The sequence below is a fragment of the Rhizobacter sp. P2_D12 genome (genome assembly GCF_056404395.1).
In genome coordinates, this window is sequence record NZ_JBFUEB010000003.1 from 104469 (window position 1) to 125529 (window position 21061).

Below are 21061 nucleotides of genomic sequence, written 5' to 3' on the forward strand. Positions count from 1 at the left end.
ACCCGATTGGCCTCGGGGGATCAGCCTGTGACGAGGCGGTTGCGGCCCAGCCGCTTCGCCTCGTACAGCGCCGCATCGGCGCGCTCGACCAGCTCGAGCGCGTTGTCGGTCGCCTGCGCATGGGTCAGGCCGAGGCTCAGCGTCACCTCCAGCCCCGGCGAGATCCGGCTCCACGGGTAGGCCTGCACCGTGCTGCGCAGCCGCTCGCAGATCTCGAGCGCGGTGTCGGCCGGCGTGTCGACGAAGACCAGCACGAACTCCTCGCCGCCCCAGCGGCCCAGCAGGTCGCGCGCGCGGGTCTTGTCGCCGAACAGCCGCGCGACGGTGCGCAGCACCTCGTCGCCCACCGCATGGCCGTGGCGGTCGTTGACGAGCTTGAAATGGTCCAGGTCGGCCATCGCCAGCGCCAGCGGCTGCAGTTGCCCGCGCGAACGCTCGATCAGCAGCGGCAGCGTGGCGTCCACGTGCCTGCGGTTGGCCAGGCCGGTCAGCGGGTCTTCCAGCGTCTCGCGGTGCAGCTCGGCCGTGCGCTGTTCCAGCACCTCTTTCTCCGCTTCGAGCTGCTGCGTGCGCAGGCGCTGCAGCTCGGCCTCGAGCCGGGCGCGCTCGCCGTCGATCAGTGCGCGCTCGACGTCGATGCGGTTCACCATCAGCCGCGCCTGCGCCTTGCTCTGCTGCGCGACGCGGCGCATCTCGATCTGGTGGTGCGCTTCGCAATGCAGCAGCGCCGGCTCGAACTGCCGCGTCGCCTTGTAGGCCCGGTGCAGCGCCGAATGCACCCGCATGCGCGTGGTCTCGTGGTCCATCTGCGTCAGCGACTGCAGCGTGGCGGTCAGCTCGGTGATGGCTTCTTCGTTGCGGCCTTCGCGCAGCAGCACCTCGGCGATGTTGTGCCGCATGCGCAGCACCACCGCCCGGAAGCCGTTCTGGACCGCGGTGGCCAACGCCTCGTCGAGCAACTGGCGGGCCTCGGCGTAATCACCGGCCAGCCCGAGGGCCTCGCCCAGGTTGCCCTGCGTGACGCTGACGCGGTAGACGTCGCCATGCCGGCGCGCCAGCGACAGCGCGCGGCCGCCGTACTGGCGCGCCCGCTGCAGCGCCTGCTGGCTGGCGGCTTCGTCGCCGCGCAGCTGGGCCTGGTAGTAGGCGCTGATCGCGGTGGCGGTGAGGTTGTTCAGCGCCAGCATGCGGTCGCCGTGGCCACCGTGCTCGCGCGCCATGCCCAGCGACTGCAGCAGGAAGCTTTCGGCCTGCACCGCGTCGCCCAGCCGGTCGTAGCAGATGCCGATGCGGTTGAGCGCGACGCCCATCGCCAGGCCGCGCCCGTGCTCGCGCGCCAGCTCGAACGACGCGGTGGCGTGCTTCAGCGCTTCTTCCTGCAGCCCGATCTCGCTGAACGAGATGGCCAGCAGGCACAGCGTGTCGCACTGCTCGTCGATGCGGCCGGCCGCACGCCACAACGCCAGCGCCTCGCGCGCCGACTGCACCGAGGGTTCGAACAGCCCGAGCCGCCAGCGGTGGTTGGCCATCAGCGTGTGCACGCGCGCCAGCACCAGCGGCTCGCCGAGGGCGGTGGCGGCGGCCAGCGCCCGTTCGGCGATCGCCAGGCCCTGCTGGTGCTGGCCGGCGTCGTGTGCCGCCTGCGAATCGGCGATCAGCGTGACGACGCGGCGGGCATCGGTGACCTCGCGGGGGGTGGGGGTGGGAGCGGCCTGGGACAGCATGTGTCCCGATTGTGCGTGCCCCGGCGCGAGCGCGCCAGCCACGCACCCGGAACGGCGTCACGGATGGCGCGATCCCGGCCCGGCCGGGCGCCTGCCATGCCAGGCATGCCAGGCGCGCCAGCCCAGCAGCACGGCGATGATCGCGGCGTACACCGCCACCTCGGCGAAGTTGTTCTTCGCCGCCTTCATCCAGAAGAAGTGCAGCAGGCCCAGCAGCACGATTGCGTAGACGCTCTTGTGCAGCGCCTGCCAGCGCTTGGCGCCCAGGGCCTTGATCGCACGGTTGAACGACGTGGCGGCCAGCGGGATCATCAGCAGGAAGGCCAGGAAGCCGACCAGCGCGAACGGGCGCTTCGGGATGTCGCGCGCGATGACCGCCAGGTCCAGGCCCATGTCCAGCCACGCATAGGCCAGGAAGTGCAGCACGACGTAGAAGAACGCGAACAGCCCCAGCATGCGCCGGAAGCGGGCCAGGGCCGGCTGGCCGGCGATGATGCGCAGCGGCGTGACGGCCAGCGTGATGCACAGGAAGCGCAGCGTCCAGTCGCCGGTCGAGCGGATCAGCGCCTCGGCCGGGTTGGCGCCCAGCGTGTTGGCGGCGGCGCCGTAGAACAGCCAGGCGAAGGGCAGCAGGCCCAGCACGAACAGCAGCGGCTTGGCGGCCGGATGCAGCAGCCAGGGCTTGCGGCGCACGGCGGCGGATGGGGCGGGCGACAGCACGGCGGATTCCATGGGGACCCCGCTCAGAACAGCTTCTTCAGGTCCATGCCGGCGTACAGCTGGCCGACCTGGGCTTCGTAGCCGTTGAACAGCAGCGTCGCGCGCTTCTTCGCGAACAGCCCGTCCTCGCCGATGCGCCGCTCGGTGGCCTGGCTCCAGCGCGGGTGGTCGACGTTCGGGTTGACGTTGGAATAGAAGCCGTACTCCTGCGCCGCCGCGTGGTTCCACGACGTGGCCGGCTGCTTGTCGGTGAAGCGGATCTTGACGATCGACTTGCCGCTCTTGAAGCCGTATTTCCACGGCACGGCCAGCCGCACCGGCGCACCGTTCTGGTTCGGCAGCACCTCGCCGTAGAGGCCGAAGGCGAGCAGGGCCAGCGGGTTCATCGCTTCGTCCAGCCGCAGGCCTTCGACGTACGGCCAGGACAGCACGCGCGAGCCGAGGTAGGGCATCTGCTTCGAGTCGGCCAGCGTGACGAACTCGACGTACTTGGCATTGCCGGTCGGCTCGACCCGCTTGATCAATTCGGAAAGCGAATAGCCGACCCACGGAATCACCATGGACCAGCCCTCGACGCAGCGCAGCCGGTAGACGCGCTCTTCCATCGGCGCGAGCTTCAGCAGCTCGTCGAGGTCGTGGACCTTGGGTTTCTTCACCTCGCCTTCGACCGCCACCGTCCAGGGGCGGGTCTTCAGCGAGCCGGCGTTGCGGGCCGGGTCGGCCTTGTCGGTGCCGAACTCGTAGTAGTTGTTGTAGCTGGTGACGTCGTTGTAGGCGGTCAGCTTTTCCATCGTGATCGCGCCTGGCACCGTGCTGCGCGTGCCGGGCAGCGCGCCGAGCTTGTTCGGGCGGGCCGCCTGGGCGAACGCGTCGCGCGCGGCCCAGCCGGACAGCGCCGCGCCACCGGCGCCCAGGGCCATCAGCTTGAGCAGGTCGCGGCGGCGCTCGTAGATGCTGCGTGGGGTGATCTCGGACGGGACCGCGTGGTCGAAGCCGCGGTTCGGGCGGTAATGCATGGAAACTCCTGGGACGCCTGGAGGGCGCGTTGCCGGTCAGTCGCGGTTCGAGCCGGCGACCTTACAGCAGTTCCGCGACCCTAAGGGAGTTCGCCGAAGTTGGTGTCGTCGATGACGGCGCCGAACTGCGTGTCGGAAAACAGCCGCAGCGAGTTGCGCGCGGCCCGTTCGCGGAAGCTCTTGCGGGCGAACAGCTTGGCCTGCGCCTCGCCCGGCAGGTCGGTGATGTTGATCACGTTCTTGACGATCAGCGTGTCGATCACGTCCTCGATCACGCGCACGAAGTCGGCGTCGAGCTTGCCGAAATCGCTGGCCACCGCACCATGGCCGATGAAGGCCATCAATTCGGGATGGCCTTCGGGGACGAACTCCGTGCCTTCCCCGGGGTGCCGGTGCAGGCTGTCGATCTGGCCGTCGGGGCCGCGTCGGATGTAGGGCATGAGGACGATCGCAGTGGCGATCGTTGCACTATAGTCGCGCACCCGGTCCGGCGCCTCCTCAACAAGAGGAACGCCGTCCGGCCGCCGTGCCCATTCCGTGCCTATTTCTTCACGGGCAGCCCGGCCCAGATCTTCGGCGTGCGCTTGCCGGGTGCCACTTCGCCGGACACCAGCAGCAGTTCGCCCTTCCAGCTGACCGGCTGCGTGGTCACGGGGCCGGCCGCGGGCAGGAAACCGCTTTCGGCCCAGGCCCGGGTCTTGGTGTCGTAGACCAGGATGCCCTGGTTGAAGCCGGTGTGGTGATCCTGCATGAAGGTGATGGCGGTGTTGGCCTGCTGCCACTGCGCACTGCCCTTTTCCGCCTTGCCGCGCTCGCCTTCGAGGGCCACGAACATGTTCCAGCGTTCGATGTCGCGGTCGCCGCCCAGCGCCACGAAGTAGCGGTCCTGCACAGCGAAGCCTTCGCCGGCCTGGGCCGGGTAGGGCATGTCCGGCAGCCGCGACCAGCTGCCCGCCTTCGGGTCGAAGGCGTAGGCGTCCTGGTGGACCAGCCAGCTGCCGTCCTTCTTGTGGCGGCCGCTGGCCAGCACGAACTTGCCGTCGACACCGGCCGCGAGCGCCAGGTCGCGCGGTTCGCCCGGCCAGGTCGGCAGCGCCTTCCAGCCGGCATCGGGCGCATCGAGGTCGAGCGCGAGGAAATCGGCGCCGCTCTGCACGAACACCGTGCGGCCGACCAGGGCCGCGGCGGAATAGCTCATGCCGCGCGGCAGGCTCGGGTAGGGCTTGATGTCGAGCCGGTCGCCGGCCGCATCCAGGCTCATCAGGAACACGTCGGCGAACAGCTTCAGCTTGGACTTCGCATTGCCGTTGGGGGCGTCGTGCCCTTCGCCGCCGATCACCAGCACGCCTTCGGGCAGGCTGACCGTCGACGCGTAGGCCAGCGCGCGCGGCAGCTTGAAGCGCTTGTCGAGCCAGGTCTTGCCGGCGAGGTCCATCACGAACACCTCGTCCCAGTAGACCTTGCCGAGCGTGTTGGCGCGCGTCGCGGTCTGCCCCGGCTCGGGGAAGTTGGCGCCGCCGCCGACCAGCAGCCGGTCGCGGTGCACGCCGGTGATCGGCCCGGCCAGCCCGATCTGCCGCCACCAGGCCGCCTTGACCGGGATCGCCTCCGACCAGTCGGCGCGGTTGGCGGGGATCGAGGGCAGCTCGCGCCAGGTGAAGCCGAGCGGCTGGCTGAGGACGGGGGCGGCGAACCCGAGTGTTCCCAGGGCGAGGGCGGCGAGGCCGATGAGTTTGCGGTGTGGCATGGTGTCTCCTCGAACGCGGCGGCGTCAGAACGTGTGGGCGATGCCCAGGTCGACCTCGGTCAGCGAGGTGCTGCTCGTCAACGGGTTGCTGCGCGCCACGTCGGTGTACACCGAGGTGCGCTTGCTGAAGGCGTACAGCAGGCCGGCGCCGGCTTTCTTCGAGGTGACGGTGCCGGTTGCATTCGACTTGGCCTGCGCAATGGCGGCGCGCAGGGTGAAGGGGCCGCCCAGCGGAACGTGCGGGCCGATGCCCCAGGCGGTGATCTTCAGGTCGCCTTCGGGGTCGTTGATGGCGTACGAGCCGATCAGCTTGGCCACGCCGAAGTCGTAGACGCCGCCCATCTGGATGAACCGGGTGTCGCGGTTGTTGCGCTCGTAGCCGAGCATCGCGAACGCCGGCCCGCTTTCGTAGGTGACCGAGGCGCTGAAGGGCTTGGTGAATTCGGAGTGCTCGGCCTGCATCGCGAAGCGGGCGACCACGCCGCCCAGGTTCGGCGTGTCGTAGAACACCGCGTTGTCCCAGCGCGCTTCGCCGCCGGCGAGTGCGGGCGAGACGCCGGCCGCGCTGAGCGACTTGCTCACGTCGTCGACCGACTTGTAGTAGGCCGTGATCCAGTCCTGCGTGTTGGCCACCGTCGTGACGCCGAACACCTCGATGCGGCCGTTCGGGTCCTGCACCGGCGTCAGCCCGCGCCCGAGGCGCAGCCAGCCCAGCCGGTCGCTGCGCAAGCCGACGCGGCTTTCGCCTTGCCAGAACGGGCGCACGGTGCTTTCGGTCGTCCCGGTGTCGGGATCGAAGCGGTGCTGCAGCGCCGCCGTGGCGGACAGGCCGCCGCCCAGGTCTTCGGTGGCGCGAAAGATCAAGCGGTTGTTGTTGCCGCGGGCCACCTTCCAGTGCGCGGCGTTCGCGGTGTTGTCGTTGTGGGTGACGCCGACGTCGATCAGGCCGGAAATGGTGACCGACGACTGCGCCATGGCGCCGCCGGCGCCCATCACGAAGGCGGCAGCAGCCGCGAGAGATTTGTTCATGCCGGGGACTCCTCAGGGGAAGAAAAAAGGGGGGATATTCCTGCGTTGGAATCCTCGGCGCGGGTATGTGGAATGAACCGTCCGGCCAAGCGATCCCGTCCGAAAATTCTGAGGCAGAGATCTGAGGAGTGGAATATTGATATATGAACTGGATACGTATGTACTGGTGATTTATGTGCCTTAGTTTGTGGCCACTGTCGGCGAATATGGTGGCCGGCAAGGGAATCCATGAAGTTGCATCATTGGATACCTGACATTTGTACCGCTTTGACATCAGAGGACCTCGGGCGTAGTCTGCCTCCCATTGCACGAATCCGCTTCAGCGGCCCAGTATGTCTGTGACCAAGGTCCCGGTTTATCGCCAAGCCCAGATCGATATCAAGGAATATATCGAGCGGCATGGCTTGAAGCCCGGGGACGCGCTGCCGGCCGAAGAGCGATTCGCACAGGAAATCGGCATTGGCCGCCTGGCGCTGCGCGAGGCATTGAAAGCACTCGATTCGCTGGGCATCGTCGAGACGCGTCACGGCGAGGGCGTGTTCGTCAAGGAGTTTTCCTTCGACTCGATCCTCGAGAACCTGCCCTATGCGATGTGCGCCACCCATTCGCAGGTTCAAGGCCTGTTGCAGGTGCGCTCGTACCTCGAATTCGGCGCGGTGCTCGACGTCGTCAACCACATTTCCGCCGATGCCCTGCAGAAGCTGCGCCTGCTGGCCGACCGGATGGCCGCCAAGGCGAAGGCCGGCGAGAACTTCGGCGACGAAGACCGGGCCTTTCATGCCGAGATGTACCGCTGCCTCGGAAACCGCTTTCTCGATTCGCTGATCGACCTTTTCTGGGAGGCCTTCCGGCGCATGAACGGCAGCGCCGAAGGGGCTGCCGACCTGTGGGTGCTCGAAAGCCGCGCCGCCGATCACCTGCAGATCGTCGACATGCTGGAACGGCGCGATGCGCTGGGCCTGCTGGCGGCGCACCGCAAGCATTTCCAGTACCTCCTGACGCGCTTTCCACGCGATCCCCAGGACCCCCGCGACCCGCAACCCGCGAACCCAAGCCCGCAAAGGTGCCGTCCATGCCCGTGAATCTCCGCCTGCTCGCAGGCCTGCTGTCCGCTTGTGCCGCCGTCCCGTTCGCGGCCACTGCCCAGACCTTCGTCGGTGCGTTCGACGTGGGCCCGGGCGGCAACCCGCAGAAGTTCAACCCGCTGGTCGCGCCGGCCGGCTTCGGCTTCTACAACAAGTACTTCAGCACGCTGACGCTGTATGACGTCGGCCTGCAGAAGATCTCCGGCGACCTGGCCGAGAGCTGGGCCTATGCGGCCGACGGCAAGACCTTGACGGTCAAGCTGCGCAGCGGCGTCAAGTGGCATGACGGCAAGCCGCTCGGCGCGCGCGACGTCAAGTTCACGCTGGACCTGGTGCGCCACCCGGATTCGGCCAGCGTGTTCGCCGGCCGCCTCGAAGCCGTCGCCGAGGTCAAGGTGGTCGACGAGCTGACGCTGGCGATCGGCCTGAAATCGCCCGACGTGACGCTGCCCGATGCCTTCACCAGCATCATGATGCTGCCCGAGCACCTGCTGGCGAAGATGGCGCCCAAGGACCTGCGCAACGCCGACTGGTGGAAGTCGCCGGTCGGCAGCGGTCCGTTCCGCTGGATCAAGTACCTGCCCGACCAGTACGTCGAGCTCGAGGCCAACAAGGACTTCCACCGCGGCCGCCCGAAGCTCGACAAGCTCGTCAACCGCTATTTCAAGGACGTCAGCTCGGCCGCCATCGCGCTGCAGGCCGGCGAGATCCAGCACACCTACCTGACGCTGGACCAGGTCAAGGAGAACCAGTCCCACGCGGTCTTCGACGTGGTGTCGGGGCCGTCGAACGTGCTGAACTACATCGGGTTCAACAACGGCGACCCGCGGTTCCAGGACATCCGGGTGCGCCGCGCGCTGCTGCTCGCGATCGACCGCGCGGCGATCGTCAAGAGCATCTACGGCGGCAACGCACGGCTGGGGAACTGCGTGCTGACGCTGCCGAAGTACGTCCCCGGCTACCTGGAGCGCTACGAGACCAACGTGGCCAAGGCGCGGGCGCTGCTCGAGGAAGCCGGCTGGAGCAAGCTCAGCAAGGGCGAGCCGGTCGAGCTGCTCACCTACTACAGCGACCAGCTCTCGAAGGACGTGCTGGCCGCCATCCAGGCGATGCTGGCCGGCGTCGGCGTGGCCGTGAAGCCGCGCTTCGTCGACACGCCCACCTACAGCCAGATCGTCGACGCCGGCAAGTTCTCGCTGGTGTTCGCGGGGCAGGGCAATGGCCCGGACCCGAGCGTGCTGAACACCGTGCTCGATTCGAACTATGCCCCGCCGAAGGGTCTGAACCGGATGCGCATCAGCATTCCCGAGCTCGACAAGCTGATCGGCGCCGGCCAGCAGGAGGTCGACGAGGGCAAGCGCGCCGAGGTCTACAAGCAGATGTGCAAGCTGACCAACACGCAGTTGCCGCTGCTGCCGCTGTGGACCGCGAACCGCTTCGGCGGCTTCGCCCGCAACGTGCAGGGGGCGCTGTGGACGCCCGCGCCGGGTGGCGGCCGCTACCAGGACTACCCCGAGCGCTGGTCGCTGCGCTGATCTTCCTCCCGGCAGTCCGCGATGAAGTACCTGTTGAACCGCCTTCTCGTCAACGTGCCGACGCTGTTTGCCATCCTGGTGTCGGTGTTCGTGCTGATCAACCTGGCGCCGGGCGACCCGGTCGATGCCTTCGTGCCGCCGACGGCGACGCTGAGCGACGTGCAGAAAGAGGCGCTGCGGCACGAGCTGGGCCTCGATCGCCCGCTGCCGGTGCGCTTCGCGATGTGGGTGCAGCAGGTGGCGCAGGGCGACCTGGGGCTGCGCTACAAGGACGGCAGCAAGGTGCTGGACGAGATCGCGCGCCGCGTGCCGCCGACGCTGATGCTCGCGTGCGCCGGCCTGCTGGGCGGCTCGCTGCTGGGCATTGCGCTGGGCATCGTGTCGGCACGGCGCGCCAATTCGGCCCTCGACCATGCGCTGTCGCTGCTGTCCTATCTTGCGATCAGCAGCCCGGCCTTCCTGGTCGGCATCGTGTGCCTGTACCTCTTCGCGTTGCAGGCCGGCTGGTTCCCGGCCGGCGGCTATTCGACGCCGGGCCGCGGCGACTGGCGCGACATCGCCGCCCACCTGGTGTTGCCGGCCGGCGCGCTGTCGATCCAGTTCGTCGCGATCCTCACGCGCTACACGCGCGCCGGCATGCTCGAGGCGCTGGGCCAGGACTTCATCCGCACCGCCACCGCGCGGGGCGTGCCGGCGCATGCCGTGGTGCTGCGCCACGCGTTCCCGAACGCGCTGATCCCGCTGGTCACCGTCATCGGCGCGAGCTTCGGCTCGCTGCTCGGCGGCGCGGTGTTCGTCGAGACGGTGTTCTCGTGGCCCGGCATGGGCACGCTGTTCCTCGACGGCATCGAGAGCCGCGACTACCCGCTGATCATGGGCATCGCCTTGTTCATGGCCCTGGCCATCCTGGCGGTGAATCTGCTCACCGACATCGTCTATTCGTGGATCGATCCGCGCATCACGCTGCGCTGATGCAGCCGCCCCCACCCATGCCGTCCACCCGCCCATCCGCCACCGCGTGGCGCAAGTTCAGCCGCAACCGCTTCGCGCTGGCGGCCCTCGTCGCCTTCGTGCTGATCAGTGCGCTGTGCCTGCTGTCGCGCCTGCTGCTGGACGCCGATCCGAACGCCATCGACCTCTCGGCCACGCTGCGCCCGCCGTCGGCCACCCATTGGCTGGGCACCGACCAGACCGGCCGCGACATGCTGGCGCGCACGCTGGCCGCCGGCCGGGTGTCGATCGGCGTGGGCGCCGGCAGCGTGCTGCTGGCGCTGCTGATCGGCACGGTGCTGGGCGGGCTGGCGGGCTATTTCGGCGGGCGCGTCGACATGCTGGTGATGCGCGTGGTCGACCTGGTGATGACCTTCCCGCCGATCATCGTGTTGCTGACGCTGGCCGCCGTCATCGGGCCGGGCACCGGCAAGACGATGCTGATCATCGGCCTCCTGTCGTGGCCGCTGGTGTGCCGGCTGGTGCGGGCGCGGGTGCTGAGCGTGCGCGAGATGGACTACGTCGCTGCCGCGCGCACGCTGGGCGCCGGGCATGCCTACATCCTGCTGCGCCACTGCCTGCCGAACACCGTCGACGTGCTGGTGGTGTTCACCTCGCTGGGTTTCGTCACCGCGATCATGGCCGAGGCCGGGCTGAGCTTCCTGGGGCTGGGCGTGCAACTGCCCGATGCCAGCTGGGGCAGCCTGGTCGGCATCGCGCGCGAGGCGGCCGTGATGAAGCAATACCCGTGGATCTGGCTGCCGGCCAGCCTGTGCATCGTCGGCACCGCACTGGCCGTCAACTACATCGGCGACGGCCTGCGCCAGCTGGTCGATCCGAAGGCCGACGCCTGAACTCCTTCATCCAACCCCCGAGCTTCAACCCGGAGACCTTCCATGCCATCCCTCGAACTGCACGGCATCATCCCGCCGGTCGCGACGCCCTACACCAGCGACCGCCAGGTCGACAAGGCCAGCCTGCGCAAGGTGGTCCGCCACCTGCTCGACGGCGGCGTGCACGGCCTGTTCCTGCTCGGTTCGACCAGCGAATGCGTGTTCCTCGGTCCGCAGCAGCGCGCCGACGTGCTCGAGGTGGCGCTGGACGAAGCCCGGGGCCGCGTGCCGGTCGTCGCCGGCGTGATGGACGCGACGACGGACCACGTGATCGCGCATGCGCGGCAGGCGCAGGCCGCGGGCGTCGACGGCCTGGTCGTCACCGCGCCGTACTACACGCGCACCAGCCAGCCCGAGATCGTCGATCACTTCGCGTACGTCAAGGATGCGGTGGCGCTGCCGCTCATCGCCTATGACATCCCCGTCTGCGTGAACGTGAAGCTGGCACGCGAGACCATCGCCGAGATGTCCGCACGCGGCATGATCGCGGCGCTGAAGGACAGCAGCGGCGACGACGGCAACCTGCGCATGGTGATGCTCGACCATGCCGACCGACCCGGCTTCGCGGTGCTCACGGGTTCCGAGATCGTCGCCGACTGTGCGCTGCTGGGCGGCGCCGCGGGCTGCGTGCCGGGCCTGGGCAATGTCGACCCCGCCGGCTACGTGCGCCTGTACGACGCGGCGCGGCGCGGCGACTGGGCCGCGGCGCGCAAGGAACAGGAGCGCCTGATCGCGCTGTTCCAGATCGTGTTCCAGGGCCTGCCGCACACCAGCATGGGAGCCTCCGGCGTCGGCGGCTTCAAGACCGCGATGCAGCTGATGGGGCTGATCGAGCACCGTCACATGGGGCGCCCGAACCGCCTGCTGCCGGACGCGGCGGTGGCCCGGGTGCGGCAGATCCTGGTCGACACCGGGATGCTGTGATGGCCGATCGCGACACCGTCCTCGACGTGCGCGGCCTGTGCACCTCGTTCGGCAGCGCGGCCGCCGGGGCGGGCGCGGTGACCGCGGTGAACGACGCCAGCTTCTCGATCCGCCGCGGCGAGACGCTGGTGCTGGTCGGCGAATCGGGCTGTGGCAAGTCGGTCACCTCGCACTCGCTGATGCGGCTGCTGCCGGCGTCGGCGTCGCTGCGCGGCGAGGCCTGGCTGACCGGGCGCGACGGGCGGCGCACCGAGCTGCTGTCGCTCGGCGCGGATGCGATGCGGCGCGTGCGCGGGCGCGAGCTCGGCATGATCTTCCAGGAGCCGATGACCTCGCTCAATCCCTTGCAGCGCGTCGGCGACCAGATCGCCGAACCGTTGCTGGCCCACGGCCTGTGCTCGCGCGGCGAGGCGCGGCGGCGTGCGATCGAGCTGCTGCGGCAGGTCGGCATCGCGGAGGCCGAGACCCGCGCGATCCAGTACCCGCACCAGATGTCGGGCGGCATGCGGCAGCGCGTGATGATCGCGTCGGCGCTGGCCTGCCGGCCCTCGGTGCTGATCGCCGACGAGCCGACCACTGCGCTCGACGTCACGGTGCAGGCGCAGATCCTGCGGTTGATCCGGCGCCTGCAGCGCGAGATGGGGATGGCGGTGCTGTTCATCACGCACGACATGGGCGTCGTGTCGCAGATCGCGGACCGCGTCGCGGTGATGTACGGCGGCCGGCTGGTGGAGGTCGCCGACAAGCGCACGCTGTTCACGCAGCCGCGGCACCCGTACACCCGCGGCCTGCTGGCGGCGGTGCCCGATCCGAGGCTGCGCGGGCGGCTGCAGGGCATCCCCGGGCAGGTCGAACCGAGCGGGGCTGCACCCGGGTGCGGCTTCGCCAGGCGTTGCGCGCAGGCCGGTCCCGCCTGTTTCAGCACCTTTCCGGCATGGGTGGTCGGCGACGAGGCGCATGCCGTGGCCTGCCACCATCCCGATCCGCTGCGGAGCGTGGCATGACGGCCGACGACACGCTCCTCAGCTTCGACCGGGTCGGGCTGCGCTTCGCGGTGCGCAGCGGCTGGCTCGGCAAGGCCCGTTCGCTGGGCGCGCTGCACGACGTGTCGTTCGCGCTGAAGCGCGGCGAGGTGCTCGGCATCGTCGGCGAATCCGGCTGCGGCAAGTCGAGCCTCGCAAAGCTCGCGATGCGCCTGGTGGCACCGAGCAGCGGCACCATCCGCTACCAGGGCGTACCGCTGGACGAACACCGCGGCGCGGCGGCGCGGCAGTTGTGCGGCGAGGTGCAGATGGTCTTCCAGGACCCGAATGCGAGCCTGAACCCGCGCATGACGATCGCGCAAAGCCTGCATGAGCCGTTCGTGCTGCACCGGCGCGGCACGCACGCGCAGCAGCAGGCGGAGATCGACGGCCTGCTGGCGGCCGTCGGCTTGCCGCCCGAGGTGCTGGCGCGCCATCCGCACGAGCTGTCGGGTGGGCAGAAGCAGCGCGTGGCGATCGCGCGGGCGCTGGCGCTGAAGCCGAAGGTGTTGATTGCCGACGAAGCCGTGGCAGCACTGGACGCCTCGGTCAAGGCGCAGATCGTCAACCTGCTGCTCGACCTGAAGCAGCAGTTCGACCTGTCCATCATCTTCATCTCGCACGACCTGCCGATGGTCGAGACGCTGTGCGATCGCGTGCTGGTGCTGTACCTGGGCCGGCTGATGGAGCAGGCCCCGCGCGACGCGATCGCCACCGGCGGCCTGCATCCCTACACGCAGGCCCTGTGGCGCAGTTCGCCGGCCGTCGATGCCGAGGCATCGCTGGACGACGAGGCGCCCGTGGCCGGCGAGATCCCGAGCCCGTTCGATCCGCCGGCCGGGTGCGTCTTCCACACGCGCTGCCCGCAGGCGATGCCGGCGTGCTCAGCCCAGGTGCCGCCGGCGATCGACTGCGGCGCCGGGCACCGGGTGGCGTGCCTGCTGCAGGCGGCCCCGCAGGCCGATGCTCAGCGCAGGCCGGCGATGTAGTCGGCGACCGCCTTGATTTCCTTGTCGCTCATCTTCGCGGTGACGCCGGTCATCTGCGGGCTGTTCTTGCGCTGGCCGCCGCGGAAGGCGATCAGCTGCGCCTCGGTGTAGTCGGAGTGCTGGCCGCGCACGCGCGGGTACTGGGCGGGGATGCCGGCGCCGGTCGGGCTGTGGCAGCCGGCGCAGGCCGGGACCGCGCGGTCGGCGATGCCGCCGCGGTAGATCTTCTCGCCCAGGGCGACCGATTCCTTGTTCTTCGCGAAGCCGGGCTTGGCGTCCTTCGAGGCGTAGAAGGCGGCGACGTTGCGCATGTCTTCCTCGCTCAGCGTCGAGGCCATGCCCTTCATCACCGGGTTGTCGCGCTTGCCTTCCTTGAACTCGGCCAGCTGCTTGACCAGGTATTCGGGGTGCTGCCCCTGCAGGATCGGGTTGGCCGGGCTGCCGCGCGAACCGTCGGCGGCGTGGCACGCGGCGCACACGTTGGTCGAGATGGCCTGGCCTTTCGCGACGTCGGGCTTGGCGGCCTTGGAAGGTTCGTTGGCAACAGCGGGTGCCACCAGCGCGGCGGCCAACAGCAGACTCGACAGGAAGGTGGCAACAGGCATCATGGCTTCTTGGGGTGGTTGGCTGGACGCGTTTTCAGGTGCAAAACCCGGCGATTTTACAATGCAAGTTTTTGGTGCCCTCCATGACCGAGCAAAACAAATCCGGCACGCCGGTCGATGACGACGCTGGCGACGCGTCCGCGGCGCAGGCTGCGGCGCACAAAAGCGCCCTCGCCTGGACCCACACCGCCCGCTTCCTGACCACCGCCAGCCAGCTGAACCAGCTGCCCCAGACCGAGCTGCCCGAGATCGCCTTCGTCGGCCGCTCGAACGCCGGCAAGTCGACCGCGATCAACACGCTGACGCAGCAGAAGCGGCTCGCGTTCGCTTCCAAGACGCCCGGGCGCACCCAGCACATCAACCTGTTCGAGCTCGGCCCGAAGGACGTGCCGGACGCCTTGTTCGCCGACCTGCCGGGCTACGGCTACGCGGCGGTGGCGCGCTCGGCCAAGCAGCGCTGGCAGGAGGTGATGGCCAACTACCTGCAGGTGCGCCGCAGCCTGTCGGGCGTGGTGCTGATGGTCGATTCGCGCCTCGGCCTGACCGAACTGGACCGCAACCTGCTCGAATTCGTCGCCCCTCGGGTGGGCACCGGCGAGGTGCGGCTGCTGGTGCTGCTGACCAAGGCCGACAAGCTGAACCGCCGCGAGGCGGGCGCGGCGCTTGCCGCCACCCAGGCGGTGCTGGGCGAGCTGTCGAGCGACGAGGCCGACATCGGCATCGCGCTGTTCTCGGCGCTCAGCAAGGCCGGCGTCGGCGACGCGGCCTGCGTGCTGCGCGACTGGGTCCACCCGGCGGCCGCATGATCGAGACCTTCGACGCGGCGCTGCCGCACGGCATCACGCTCAGCTGCCGTGCCAGCGGCCCGCGCGGCGCACCGGTCATCGTCTTCCTGCATGGGTTTCCCGAGGCGGCTTTCGTCTGGGACGGGCTGCTGCGCCACTTCGGCGGCCGCTACCGCTGCATCGCCCCGAACCTGCGCGGCTACGAGCGCTCGTCGGCGCCGCCGCAGGTCGAGGCCTACCGCGCGAAGCACCTGGTGACCGACCTGCTGGCGCTGGTCGCGCTCGAAACCACCGCCCCGCTGGCCGCGCTGGTGGCGCACGACTGGGGCGGCGCGGTGGCGTGGAATCTTGCGGTGCAGCATCCGCAGGCGCTGGAGCGCCTGGTGATCGTCAATTCACCGCACCCCGGGACCTTCCTGCACGCGTTGCAGACCGACCCGCAGCAGCAGGCGGCCAGTGCCTACATGAACACCTGGAGCCGCCCGCAGGCCGAGGCCGAGCTGTCGGCCGACGATTTCGCGGGCCTGTGGCCGGCCTTCACGCGCATGGGGGCGCAGGATCCGGCGCATCCCGGCGGCGGCTGGCTGACGCCGGCCGTGAAGGAACAGTACCGCGAGGTGTGGCGCCATGGCCTGACCGGGGCGCTGAACTACTACCGTGCGTCGCCGCTGCGCCCGCCGACCGGGCCGGACTCGCCGGTGCTGACCTTGCGCTTCCCACCCGAGTTCGTCACCGTCACGGTGCCGACGCATGTGATCTGGGGCGATGCCGATACCGCCTTGCCTGCGTCGCTGCTGGAGGGGTTGGAGATGTTCGTGCCGACGCTGACCGTGACCCGGGTGCCGGGGGCGACGCACTGGATCGTGCACGAGATGCCGGCCTTGGTCGCTGCTGAGATCGAGCGGGCATTGACGTAGCCCGGATGGGCATCCGGGTTACACGACCACGTAGCGTCCTTCGAGCAGCCGGGAGGCTGACACCAGGTGCTCGCGCAGCATCGGGAACAGGTCGGATGACGACTCCGTCGCGAAGATCTGCCGGGCCCGTTTCGCCGGCGAGTACTCGACGTTGACCAGGCAGGCCGAGTGCCCGCTGCAATACTCCAGCAGCTCCGGCCCCAGGAAGTGGACCGCCCAACCTTCGGACGACTCCACGCTGCCGTCGCCGATCCGCATCAATTCGCTGTCCGTCATGGTTGCCTCGTCCAACTGCTCTTGCTGGAGGCCAGTTTAGGAACGGCACCGGCGCTTGGCATCCCCCCGAACGCGGCAGGACACCCCGTCGCGGTGTCTCTTCCGTCACGGTCGGCCGATGAACAGGTACACGCCGGCGCTGCCGCGCGGTGCCCAGGTCAACCCGAGGTACAGCGGACCGATGCCGGTGTCGGCCCCGACGAACAGGCTCATGCCGCTGCGCAGGTCGTTGGCCTTCACCTCGCTGCTGAACTCCCAGGCGTTGCCGGCTTCCAGCGAGCCGCCGGCGAACAGCCCGCGGGTGAGCACCGGCGTGTAGTCCAGCCGCTGGTAGTAGGCCAGCCGGCCGAACACCAGGTAGTTGCCCTCGATCTGCCCCGGCAGGTAGCCCGACATCTGCTGGAAACCGCCCAGCGTGTAGCGGCCCAGGCCGGTTGCCGAGCGCTGGTCGGCGTGCTGCACGCGGGCCAGCGCATTCAGCGTGTGGGCGCCCCAGCTGCCGACGACCGTGCCCTCGGTCTCGATGCGGGTGAAGCGCTCCGACTCGCTGCCGGTGAAGGTGTCGCTGCGCCGGCCGGTGACGACCTCGCCCTGGAAGCGGTAGCCGTGCAGCGGGAAGTTCGCGTAGTCGAGCTGGTCGACCACCACGCCCATGCGCAGGCCCGACTCGTCGGTGGTCACCGTCTCGCGCGGGCCGGTGTAGTCGGCCGACAGGATCTCGGGCTCGTTGCGCAGCGTCAGGTGCGTGAGGCCGATGCGCAACTCGCCGAACTGGCCCCAGGGCTGGCCCAGGTCGACGCCGAAGCGTCCGCTGCTGCGGTTGAAGCGGCCGCGCTCGGAGCCGGTCGCGCCGTTGTAGACGGAAACCTTGCGCCGCTCGATCTCGCCGTAGCCGGCGACGAACCAGTCGTTCGAGATGCCCAGCGTCCAGTTCAGCGGGTGGTAGAGCTCGGTGAACAGCCGCGGCACCTCGCCGATCTGCAGCTGGTTGCGCCATTCGGTGCCGTTGCTGTCCAGCCAGTGGCGGTTGTGGCTGATCTTCAGGTTGAAGGCGCTGCGGCCGCTGAAGTCGGTGTTCATGTCCAGCCCGACGCGGAAGTAGTGCGGGCCCCAGGGCTTGTCCTCCAGGTCGAAGACCAGGCCGTCGCCGCGGTCGGTGGACACCAGTTCGTAGTCGGCGCGCACGTAGTCGCCGCTCGCGGCCAGCCGGCGCGCGTCGCGCTCGGCCTTGGCGGCATCGAAGGGCTGGCCGGGCGTCGATTCGAGCTGCGCGGCGAAGCGCTTCGGGTTGGTCAGGCGGCTGCCTTCGAACTCGACGAAGCCGAGCGTGGCCTGCGGCACCGGCTCGCGCGGGTGGCCGGCCTTCCATTGCGCATAGGCCTCGGGCGCCAGCGACAGCGCGGCCAGCCGCGGCGCGAGCTGCTCGGCGCCCTGCTCGCCGAGCGCGATCAGCTCGCGCGTCCTGCCGAAGTCGCCGGAGGTCAGCTCGCCCAGCTGCGGCGAGACCAGCACGTCGCGGCCGGTCAGCGATTCCAGGCTGCGCCGCACGTTCTGCTCGGTCAGGATGTTGATCATCTGCGCCGTCAGGCCACCCACCGAACCGAGCGTCTTGCGCCCGGCCAGCGGCGTGCCGATGTTGACGACGATCACGATGTCGGCACCCAGCGAGCGCGCGACGTCGACCGGCACGTTGTTGACCAGGCCGCCGTCGCCGAGGATGTGGTCGTCGATCTCGGTTGGCGGGAACACGCCCGGCACGCTCATGCTGGAGCGCAGCGCGAGCGCCAGGTCGCCCTGGCTCAGGATCACCGCGCGGCCGTCTTCCATGTCGGTGGCGACGGCGCGGAACGGGATCGGCAGGCGGTCGAAATCGCGCACCGCGCGCACCGGCAGCGTGTAGCGGCGCAGCAGCGTCTCCAGCCCGCGGCCCGACAGCGCGCCGAGCGGCGCGCGCAATTCGCCGTCGCGCATGCCGAACTCGATCACCGGCGAGATCTCGAAGTCTTCCTCCTTGCGCCGCTGCGACAGCTGCTGGCGGTCGACGCGGTTGGCGAACACCGCGTCCCAGTTGACCTTCAGCAGCTCGCGCTCCAGCGTGCCGGCGTCCATGCCGCTCGCATACAGGCCCCCGATGATCGCGCCCATCGAGGTGCCGGCGATCACGTCGATCGGCACGCGCTCGCGCTCCAGCACCTTCAGCACGCCGACGTGCGACAGGCCGCGTGCGCCGCCGCCCGACAGCACCAGGCCGATGCGCGGCCGGGCCGGTGGCTGCGGGTCGGCCGCACGGGCCAGCATCGCCGTCACCAGGAATGCGAACAGCACCATCCCCCCGCGCATCGCGCGCAACCTGCCTGCGGGAACCATGGTCAGCGCAGCGTGGCCAGGCTTCGCAGCATCCCGTCGACCGCGCGCTGCACCAGCGAGTAGTCGGACAGCGAGATCAGCAGGTCGGCCCCGCGCAGGCGCTCGAGCGCGCGCTGCGTGACCGAATGGGTGTCGCCGGCCTGCTCGCCGGCAAACAGGTAGAGCTGGCCGCTCTCGCTGCGCCACAGCAGCCGCATGTGGCTCCAGCGGCCGAGCAGGAACACGCGGTAGGGCAGGCCGACCTTCATCCTCGCGACCCAGGCGGCCGGCTCGTTGCCGTCGGGCACGGGGCCGCTCGGCAGCCATTCGGCCGGCACGGTGTCCATCGACCCGAGGTCGATCAGCGAATCGCTGAACGGCGCGCCGGTGTCGGGTGGCGGCTCGACGGTTTCCTCGCGCATGCGGCGCACGATCTCGTCCGGCGTGGCCTCGCGCTCGGGGGCTGCCGGGGCGCGGCTGCCGGGTTTCATGGCCTCGCTGTGGATCGCGACCAGCTCGTCGAGCACGGCCTGCTGTTCCTCGGCCGGCACGTCGACCAGCGCCATGCCGGCGCGCAGCTGCTTCAACAGGCCCGGCAGCATGCCCAGCAGGCGCAGCCGGCTTTGCGGGTGATCGGGCAGGCGCAGGCTCCACAGCAGGTCGTCGACCGCCTTGACGTAGTGGCGGCTCGGCTCGGCCTGGTCGCCGAAGCGGGTGAAGGCCTCGGCCAGCACGCGCGCCCAGGTGCCGGTGACGAAGCGGCGGATCGCCGGCGTCGTGCGGATCGCTGCCATCTGCTCGGCAAGCCGGTGCGACAGCTCGCGCTGCAGCCGCTCGCGCTGCTCGGCCGTCACCAGCGTCGCGATGGTGCCGCGCGCGGCCACCTGCTCGTGGCGCAGCTGTTCGGCCACGCAGGCCTCGACGCGCGCCAGGCTGCGCCGGTACAGCGCCGCGTCCTGCAGCGGCTCGGCCAGCATCTCGCCGACCAGGCCTTCGCAGAATTCGAGGAAGCGCGCGAGCCGCGGATCGCCGTGCTGCGGGTAGGCCACCGCGGCGCCGGCGACGCGGTCCATCAGCTGCCACACCGGGTGGTCGTGGATCTCCATCATGCGCGGGTCGCGCAATGCGACGCGCAAGGTCGAGACCTGCAGCCGTCCCATCAGCGTGCGCAGCGCCTGCGGCAGCATCGGGTCGGCAAGGATGCTCTCGAACAGGCGCGACAGCAGCTCGATGATCTGGCGCTCGACCGTCTCGTCGGCGGCGCTCAGCAGCGAGCCGCGGTACTCCGCGAGGCGCGACGACGGCGTGCCCTCGCGCTGCGGGTCGGCCGGCAGCCGGTCGAGCATGGCCTCGATGCGCGAGAGTGCCTGTTCGAGCGCCGGTCCGAGCGCCGCCTGCCGTGCGCTGCCGCTGGCCGCTGGCGACGGCGCGGCGTCGCCGCCGGGCATGCTGCGCACCAGCCCTTCGAGCGCGCCCGGCAGGGTCACGTCGACCTGCGGCTTGCGCGCCGCACCGGCGCCGGGTGCGAACACCACCGTGCGGTAGATGCTCGGCTCGATGCCCTGCGCTTCGAGCCGCGAGCAGGCGGCGGCCCAGGCCATGCGCAGCAGGCCGGTCATCACGGTCGACGAGATGCGCAGCAGGATGGCCTGCTGCACCGGGATGGTCGTCACGTCGCCGGCGGCGGTCCACAGCGCGCGCGCATAGGCCAGCGGGCGCAGCGGGTTGGATTCGGCCGTGGTGTGGGTCTGGCCGCGCAGCGTCGACGTGAAGGTCTGCAGCTCGCGCAGCTCCCACTCGGTGCCGGTGTCGATCTGCTGCACCGCGCGCGAGATCTCGATGTCGGCCTCGACGCGGCCTTCGTCCATCAGCTGCAGCCCGCTCATGCTGCGCGGCCCGGCGCCGGGGGCGGTGTCTGCGGCGGGCTCCAGCTCTTCGAGCACGCGCTCGCGCAGCGCGTCGACGAAGCTGCGCTGGAAGCGGCCCGCATGGCGCTGCAGCGCGTCGACCAGGTCGAAGTGGTGCTGCTTCTCGCTGGCCAGCAACTGGTCGCGCGGCTGGCGCAGCTGTTCGACCATCGCGGCGGTGGTGCGCGAGATGAGGTCGGGGGCACGGCCCAGTTCGTCGTCGATGAAGCGCTGGAGCAGGGGGGCGATCGGCATGCCGATATTGTGCTGCTCCCGACGGAAAAGGTTCGTCGCCGCGTCATCGGGGATGAATCCGAAAGCAAAAAAGCCCGCTCTTCGCAGAGCGGGCTTTGTCGTGAGCCTTTCGGCTTGAGGCTTAGAACGAGTGGCGAATGCCAGCCGTGAACTCGGTGATGTTGCGATCATCAGCCGTCGTCAGGCCGGCCGGCACGGCGCTGGCCCAGCGGTTGGCGTAGGTGTCGCCGTCGTTCTTGAAGCGCGTCACCGCGGTGTACAGGTTGGTGCGCTTGGACAGGTCGTACTGGTAGCCC

19 protein-coding genes are annotated in these 21061 nt (G+C 69.7%); 9 read left to right on the top strand and 10 right to left on the bottom strand.

Going from position 1 to position 21061, the window contains the following annotated elements; translation table 11 throughout:
* Positions 1 to 20: 20 nt before the first annotated feature.
* The 6 genes from AC1DYN_RS01875 to AC1DYN_RS01900 form a co-directional block, all read right to left on the bottom strand.
* Positions 21 to 1724, bottom strand: a complete 1704-nt coding sequence (locus AC1DYN_RS01875; RefSeq protein WP_477957391.1) for a GGDEF domain-containing protein — start codon at positions 1722 to 1724, stop codon at positions 21 to 23.
* A gap of 57 nt (positions 1725 to 1781) precedes the next feature.
* Positions 1782 to 2456, bottom strand: coding sequence for a protein-methionine-sulfoxide reductase heme-binding subunit MsrQ (gene msrQ / locus AC1DYN_RS01880; protein WP_477957392.1), 675 nt, complete (start codon positions 2454 to 2456; stop codon positions 1782 to 1784).
* Between the two features lie 11 nt (positions 2457 to 2467).
* Positions 2468 to 3460, bottom strand: coding sequence for a protein-methionine-sulfoxide reductase catalytic subunit MsrP (gene msrP / locus AC1DYN_RS01885; protein WP_477957393.1), 993 nt, complete (start codon positions 3458 to 3460; stop codon positions 2468 to 2470).
* 80 nt (positions 3461 to 3540) lie between these two features.
* Entirely contained in the window at positions 3541 to 3900 is a 360-nt protein-coding gene (locus AC1DYN_RS01890) for a hypothetical protein (protein WP_477957394.1), read from the bottom strand.
* A 101-nt stretch (positions 3901 to 4001) separates the two neighbouring features.
* Positions 4002 to 5207, bottom strand: coding sequence for a hypothetical protein (locus AC1DYN_RS01895; protein WP_477957395.1), 1206 nt, complete (start codon positions 5205 to 5207; stop codon positions 4002 to 4004).
* 24 nt (positions 5208 to 5231) lie between these two features.
* Positions 5232 to 6236 (bottom strand): porin, encoded by a 1005-nt coding sequence (locus AC1DYN_RS01900; RefSeq protein ID WP_477957396.1) that lies wholly within the window; start codon positions 6234 to 6236, stop codon positions 5232 to 5234.
* Positions 6237 to 6568: 332 nt separating this feature from the next.
* Here AC1DYN_RS01900 and AC1DYN_RS01905 point away from each other — a divergent pair, with 332 nt between their 5' ends.
* From AC1DYN_RS01905 to AC1DYN_RS01935, 7 genes are read left to right on the top strand one after another with little or no spacing between them, the layout of a single operon-like run.
* Positions 6569 to 7318 (top strand): FadR/GntR family transcriptional regulator, encoded by a 750-nt coding sequence (locus AC1DYN_RS01905; protein WP_477957397.1) that lies wholly within the window; start codon positions 6569 to 6571, stop codon positions 7316 to 7318.
* Positions 7309 to 8856: an ABC transporter substrate-binding protein gene (locus AC1DYN_RS01910; protein WP_477957398.1), complete on the top strand. Its 1548-nt coding sequence runs from the start codon at positions 7309 to 7311 to the stop codon at positions 8854 to 8856. The genes AC1DYN_RS01905 and AC1DYN_RS01910 overlap by 10 nt, the downstream gene beginning before the upstream one ends.
* A gap of 21 nt (positions 8857 to 8877) precedes the next feature.
* Positions 8878 to 9828 carry an ABC transporter permease gene (locus tag AC1DYN_RS01915; RefSeq protein ID WP_477957399.1) on the top strand — a complete coding sequence of 317 codons (951 nt, stop codon included), beginning with the start codon at positions 8878 to 8880 and terminating at the stop codon, positions 9826 to 9828.
* Positions 9829 to 9845: 17 nt separating this feature from the next.
* Positions 9846 to 10700 carry an ABC transporter permease gene (locus tag AC1DYN_RS01920; protein ID WP_477957400.1) on the top strand — a complete coding sequence of 285 codons (855 nt, stop codon included), beginning with the start codon at positions 9846 to 9848 and terminating at the stop codon, positions 10698 to 10700.
* Between the two features lie 42 nt (positions 10701 to 10742).
* Positions 10743 to 11663, top strand: coding sequence for a dihydrodipicolinate synthase family protein (locus tag AC1DYN_RS01925; protein WP_477957401.1), 921 nt, complete (start codon positions 10743 to 10745; stop codon positions 11661 to 11663).
* Complete coding sequence (locus AC1DYN_RS01930) at positions 11663 to 12667, top strand: ABC transporter ATP-binding protein (RefSeq protein ID WP_477957402.1); 1005 nt, start codon at positions 11663 to 11665, stop codon at positions 12665 to 12667. Before AC1DYN_RS01925 ends, AC1DYN_RS01930 begins: the two co-directional genes overlap by 1 nt.
* Positions 12664 to 13674: an ABC transporter ATP-binding protein gene (locus AC1DYN_RS01935; RefSeq protein ID WP_477957403.1), complete on the top strand. Its 1011-nt coding sequence runs from the start codon at positions 12664 to 12666 to the stop codon at positions 13672 to 13674. The genes AC1DYN_RS01930 and AC1DYN_RS01935 overlap by 4 nt, the downstream gene beginning before the upstream one ends.
* Here the strand turns inward: AC1DYN_RS01935 and AC1DYN_RS01940 are convergent.
* Entirely contained in the window at positions 13653 to 14282 is a 630-nt protein-coding gene (locus AC1DYN_RS01940; RefSeq protein ID WP_477957404.1) for a c-type cytochrome, read from the bottom strand. The two genes, AC1DYN_RS01935 and AC1DYN_RS01940, sit on opposite strands and share 22 nt — an antisense overlap.
* Before the next feature lie 80 nt (positions 14283 to 14362).
* On the opposite strand from AC1DYN_RS01940, the gene yihA reads away from it, so the two are divergent.
* Entirely contained in the window at positions 14363 to 15085 is a 723-nt protein-coding gene (yihA, locus tag AC1DYN_RS01945; RefSeq protein ID WP_477957405.1) for a ribosome biogenesis GTP-binding protein YihA/YsxC, read from the top strand.
* Positions 15082 to 15981 carry an alpha/beta fold hydrolase gene (locus tag AC1DYN_RS01950; RefSeq protein WP_477957406.1) on the top strand — a complete coding sequence of 300 codons (900 nt, stop codon included), beginning with the start codon at positions 15082 to 15084 and terminating at the stop codon, positions 15979 to 15981. The genes yihA and AC1DYN_RS01950 overlap by 4 nt, the downstream gene beginning before the upstream one ends.
* A gap of 18 nt (positions 15982 to 15999) precedes the next feature.
* On the opposite strand, the gene AC1DYN_RS01955 is transcribed toward AC1DYN_RS01950, so the two are convergent.
* The 3 genes from AC1DYN_RS01955 to AC1DYN_RS01965 form a co-directional block, all read right to left on the bottom strand.
* Positions 16000 to 16257: a hypothetical protein gene (locus AC1DYN_RS01955; protein ID WP_477957407.1), complete on the bottom strand. Its 258-nt coding sequence runs from the start codon at positions 16255 to 16257 to the stop codon at positions 16000 to 16002.
* Positions 16258 to 16362: 105 nt separating this feature from the next.
* A complete protein-coding gene (locus AC1DYN_RS01960; RefSeq protein ID WP_477957408.1) occupies positions 16363 to 18624 on the bottom strand; it encodes a patatin-like phospholipase family protein in 2262 nt (753 codons plus the stop codon).
* Positions 18625 to 18626: 2 nt separating this feature from the next.
* Complete coding sequence (locus AC1DYN_RS01965; RefSeq protein ID WP_477957409.1) at positions 18627 to 20765, bottom strand: DUF1631 family protein; 2139 nt, start codon at positions 20763 to 20765, stop codon at positions 18627 to 18629.
* Positions 20766 to 21061: the final 296 nt, after the last annotated feature.

Coding starts and splice junctions, on each gene's coding strand:
- AC1DYN_RS01875 (WP_477957391.1), bottom strand. CDS start 1,724: ATGCTGTCCCAGGCCGCTCCCACCCCCACCCCCCGCGAGGTCACCGAT.
- msrQ (WP_477957392.1), bottom strand. CDS start 2,456: ATGGAATCCGCCGTGCTGTCGCCCGCCCCATCCGCCGCCGTGCGCCGC.
- msrP (WP_477957393.1), bottom strand. CDS start 3,460: ATGCATTACCGCCCGAACCGCGGCTTCGACCACGCGGTCCCGTCCGAG.
- AC1DYN_RS01890 (WP_477957394.1), bottom strand. CDS start 3,900: ATGCCCTACATCCGACGCGGCCCCGACGGCCAGATCGACAGCCTGCAC.
- AC1DYN_RS01895 (WP_477957395.1), bottom strand. CDS start 5,207: ATGCCACACCGCAAACTCATCGGCCTCGCCGCCCTCGCCCTGGGAACA.
- AC1DYN_RS01900 (WP_477957396.1), bottom strand. CDS start 6,236: ATGAACAAATCTCTCGCGGCTGCTGCCGCCTTCGTGATGGGCGCCGGC.
- AC1DYN_RS01905 (WP_477957397.1), top strand. CDS start 6,569: ATGTCTGTGACCAAGGTCCCGGTTTATCGCCAAGCCCAGATCGATATC.
- AC1DYN_RS01910 (WP_477957398.1), top strand. CDS start 7,309: ATGCCCGTGAATCTCCGCCTGCTCGCAGGCCTGCTGTCCGCTTGTGCC.
- AC1DYN_RS01915 (WP_477957399.1), top strand. CDS start 8,878: ATGAAGTACCTGTTGAACCGCCTTCTCGTCAACGTGCCGACGCTGTTT.
- AC1DYN_RS01920 (WP_477957400.1), top strand. CDS start 9,846: ATGCCGTCCACCCGCCCATCCGCCACCGCGTGGCGCAAGTTCAGCCGC.
- AC1DYN_RS01925 (WP_477957401.1), top strand. CDS start 10,743: ATGCCATCCCTCGAACTGCACGGCATCATCCCGCCGGTCGCGACGCCC.
- AC1DYN_RS01930 (WP_477957402.1), top strand. CDS start 11,663: ATGGCCGATCGCGACACCGTCCTCGACGTGCGCGGCCTGTGCACCTCG.
- AC1DYN_RS01935 (WP_477957403.1), top strand. CDS start 12,664: ATGACGGCCGACGACACGCTCCTCAGCTTCGACCGGGTCGGGCTGCGC.
- AC1DYN_RS01940 (WP_477957404.1), bottom strand. CDS start 14,282: ATGATGCCTGTTGCCACCTTCCTGTCGAGTCTGCTGTTGGCCGCCGCG.
- yihA (WP_477957405.1), top strand. CDS start 14,363: ATGACCGAGCAAAACAAATCCGGCACGCCGGTCGATGACGACGCTGGC.
- AC1DYN_RS01950 (WP_477957406.1), top strand. CDS start 15,082: ATGATCGAGACCTTCGACGCGGCGCTGCCGCACGGCATCACGCTCAGC.
- AC1DYN_RS01955 (WP_477957407.1), bottom strand. CDS start 16,257: ATGACGGACAGCGAATTGATGCGGATCGGCGACGGCAGCGTGGAGTCG.
- AC1DYN_RS01960 (WP_477957408.1), bottom strand. CDS start 18,624: ATGGTTCCCGCAGGCAGGTTGCGCGCGATGCGCGGGGGGATGGTGCTG.
- AC1DYN_RS01965 (WP_477957409.1), bottom strand. CDS start 20,765: ATGCCGATCGCCCCCCTGCTCCAGCGCTTCATCGACGACGAACTGGGC.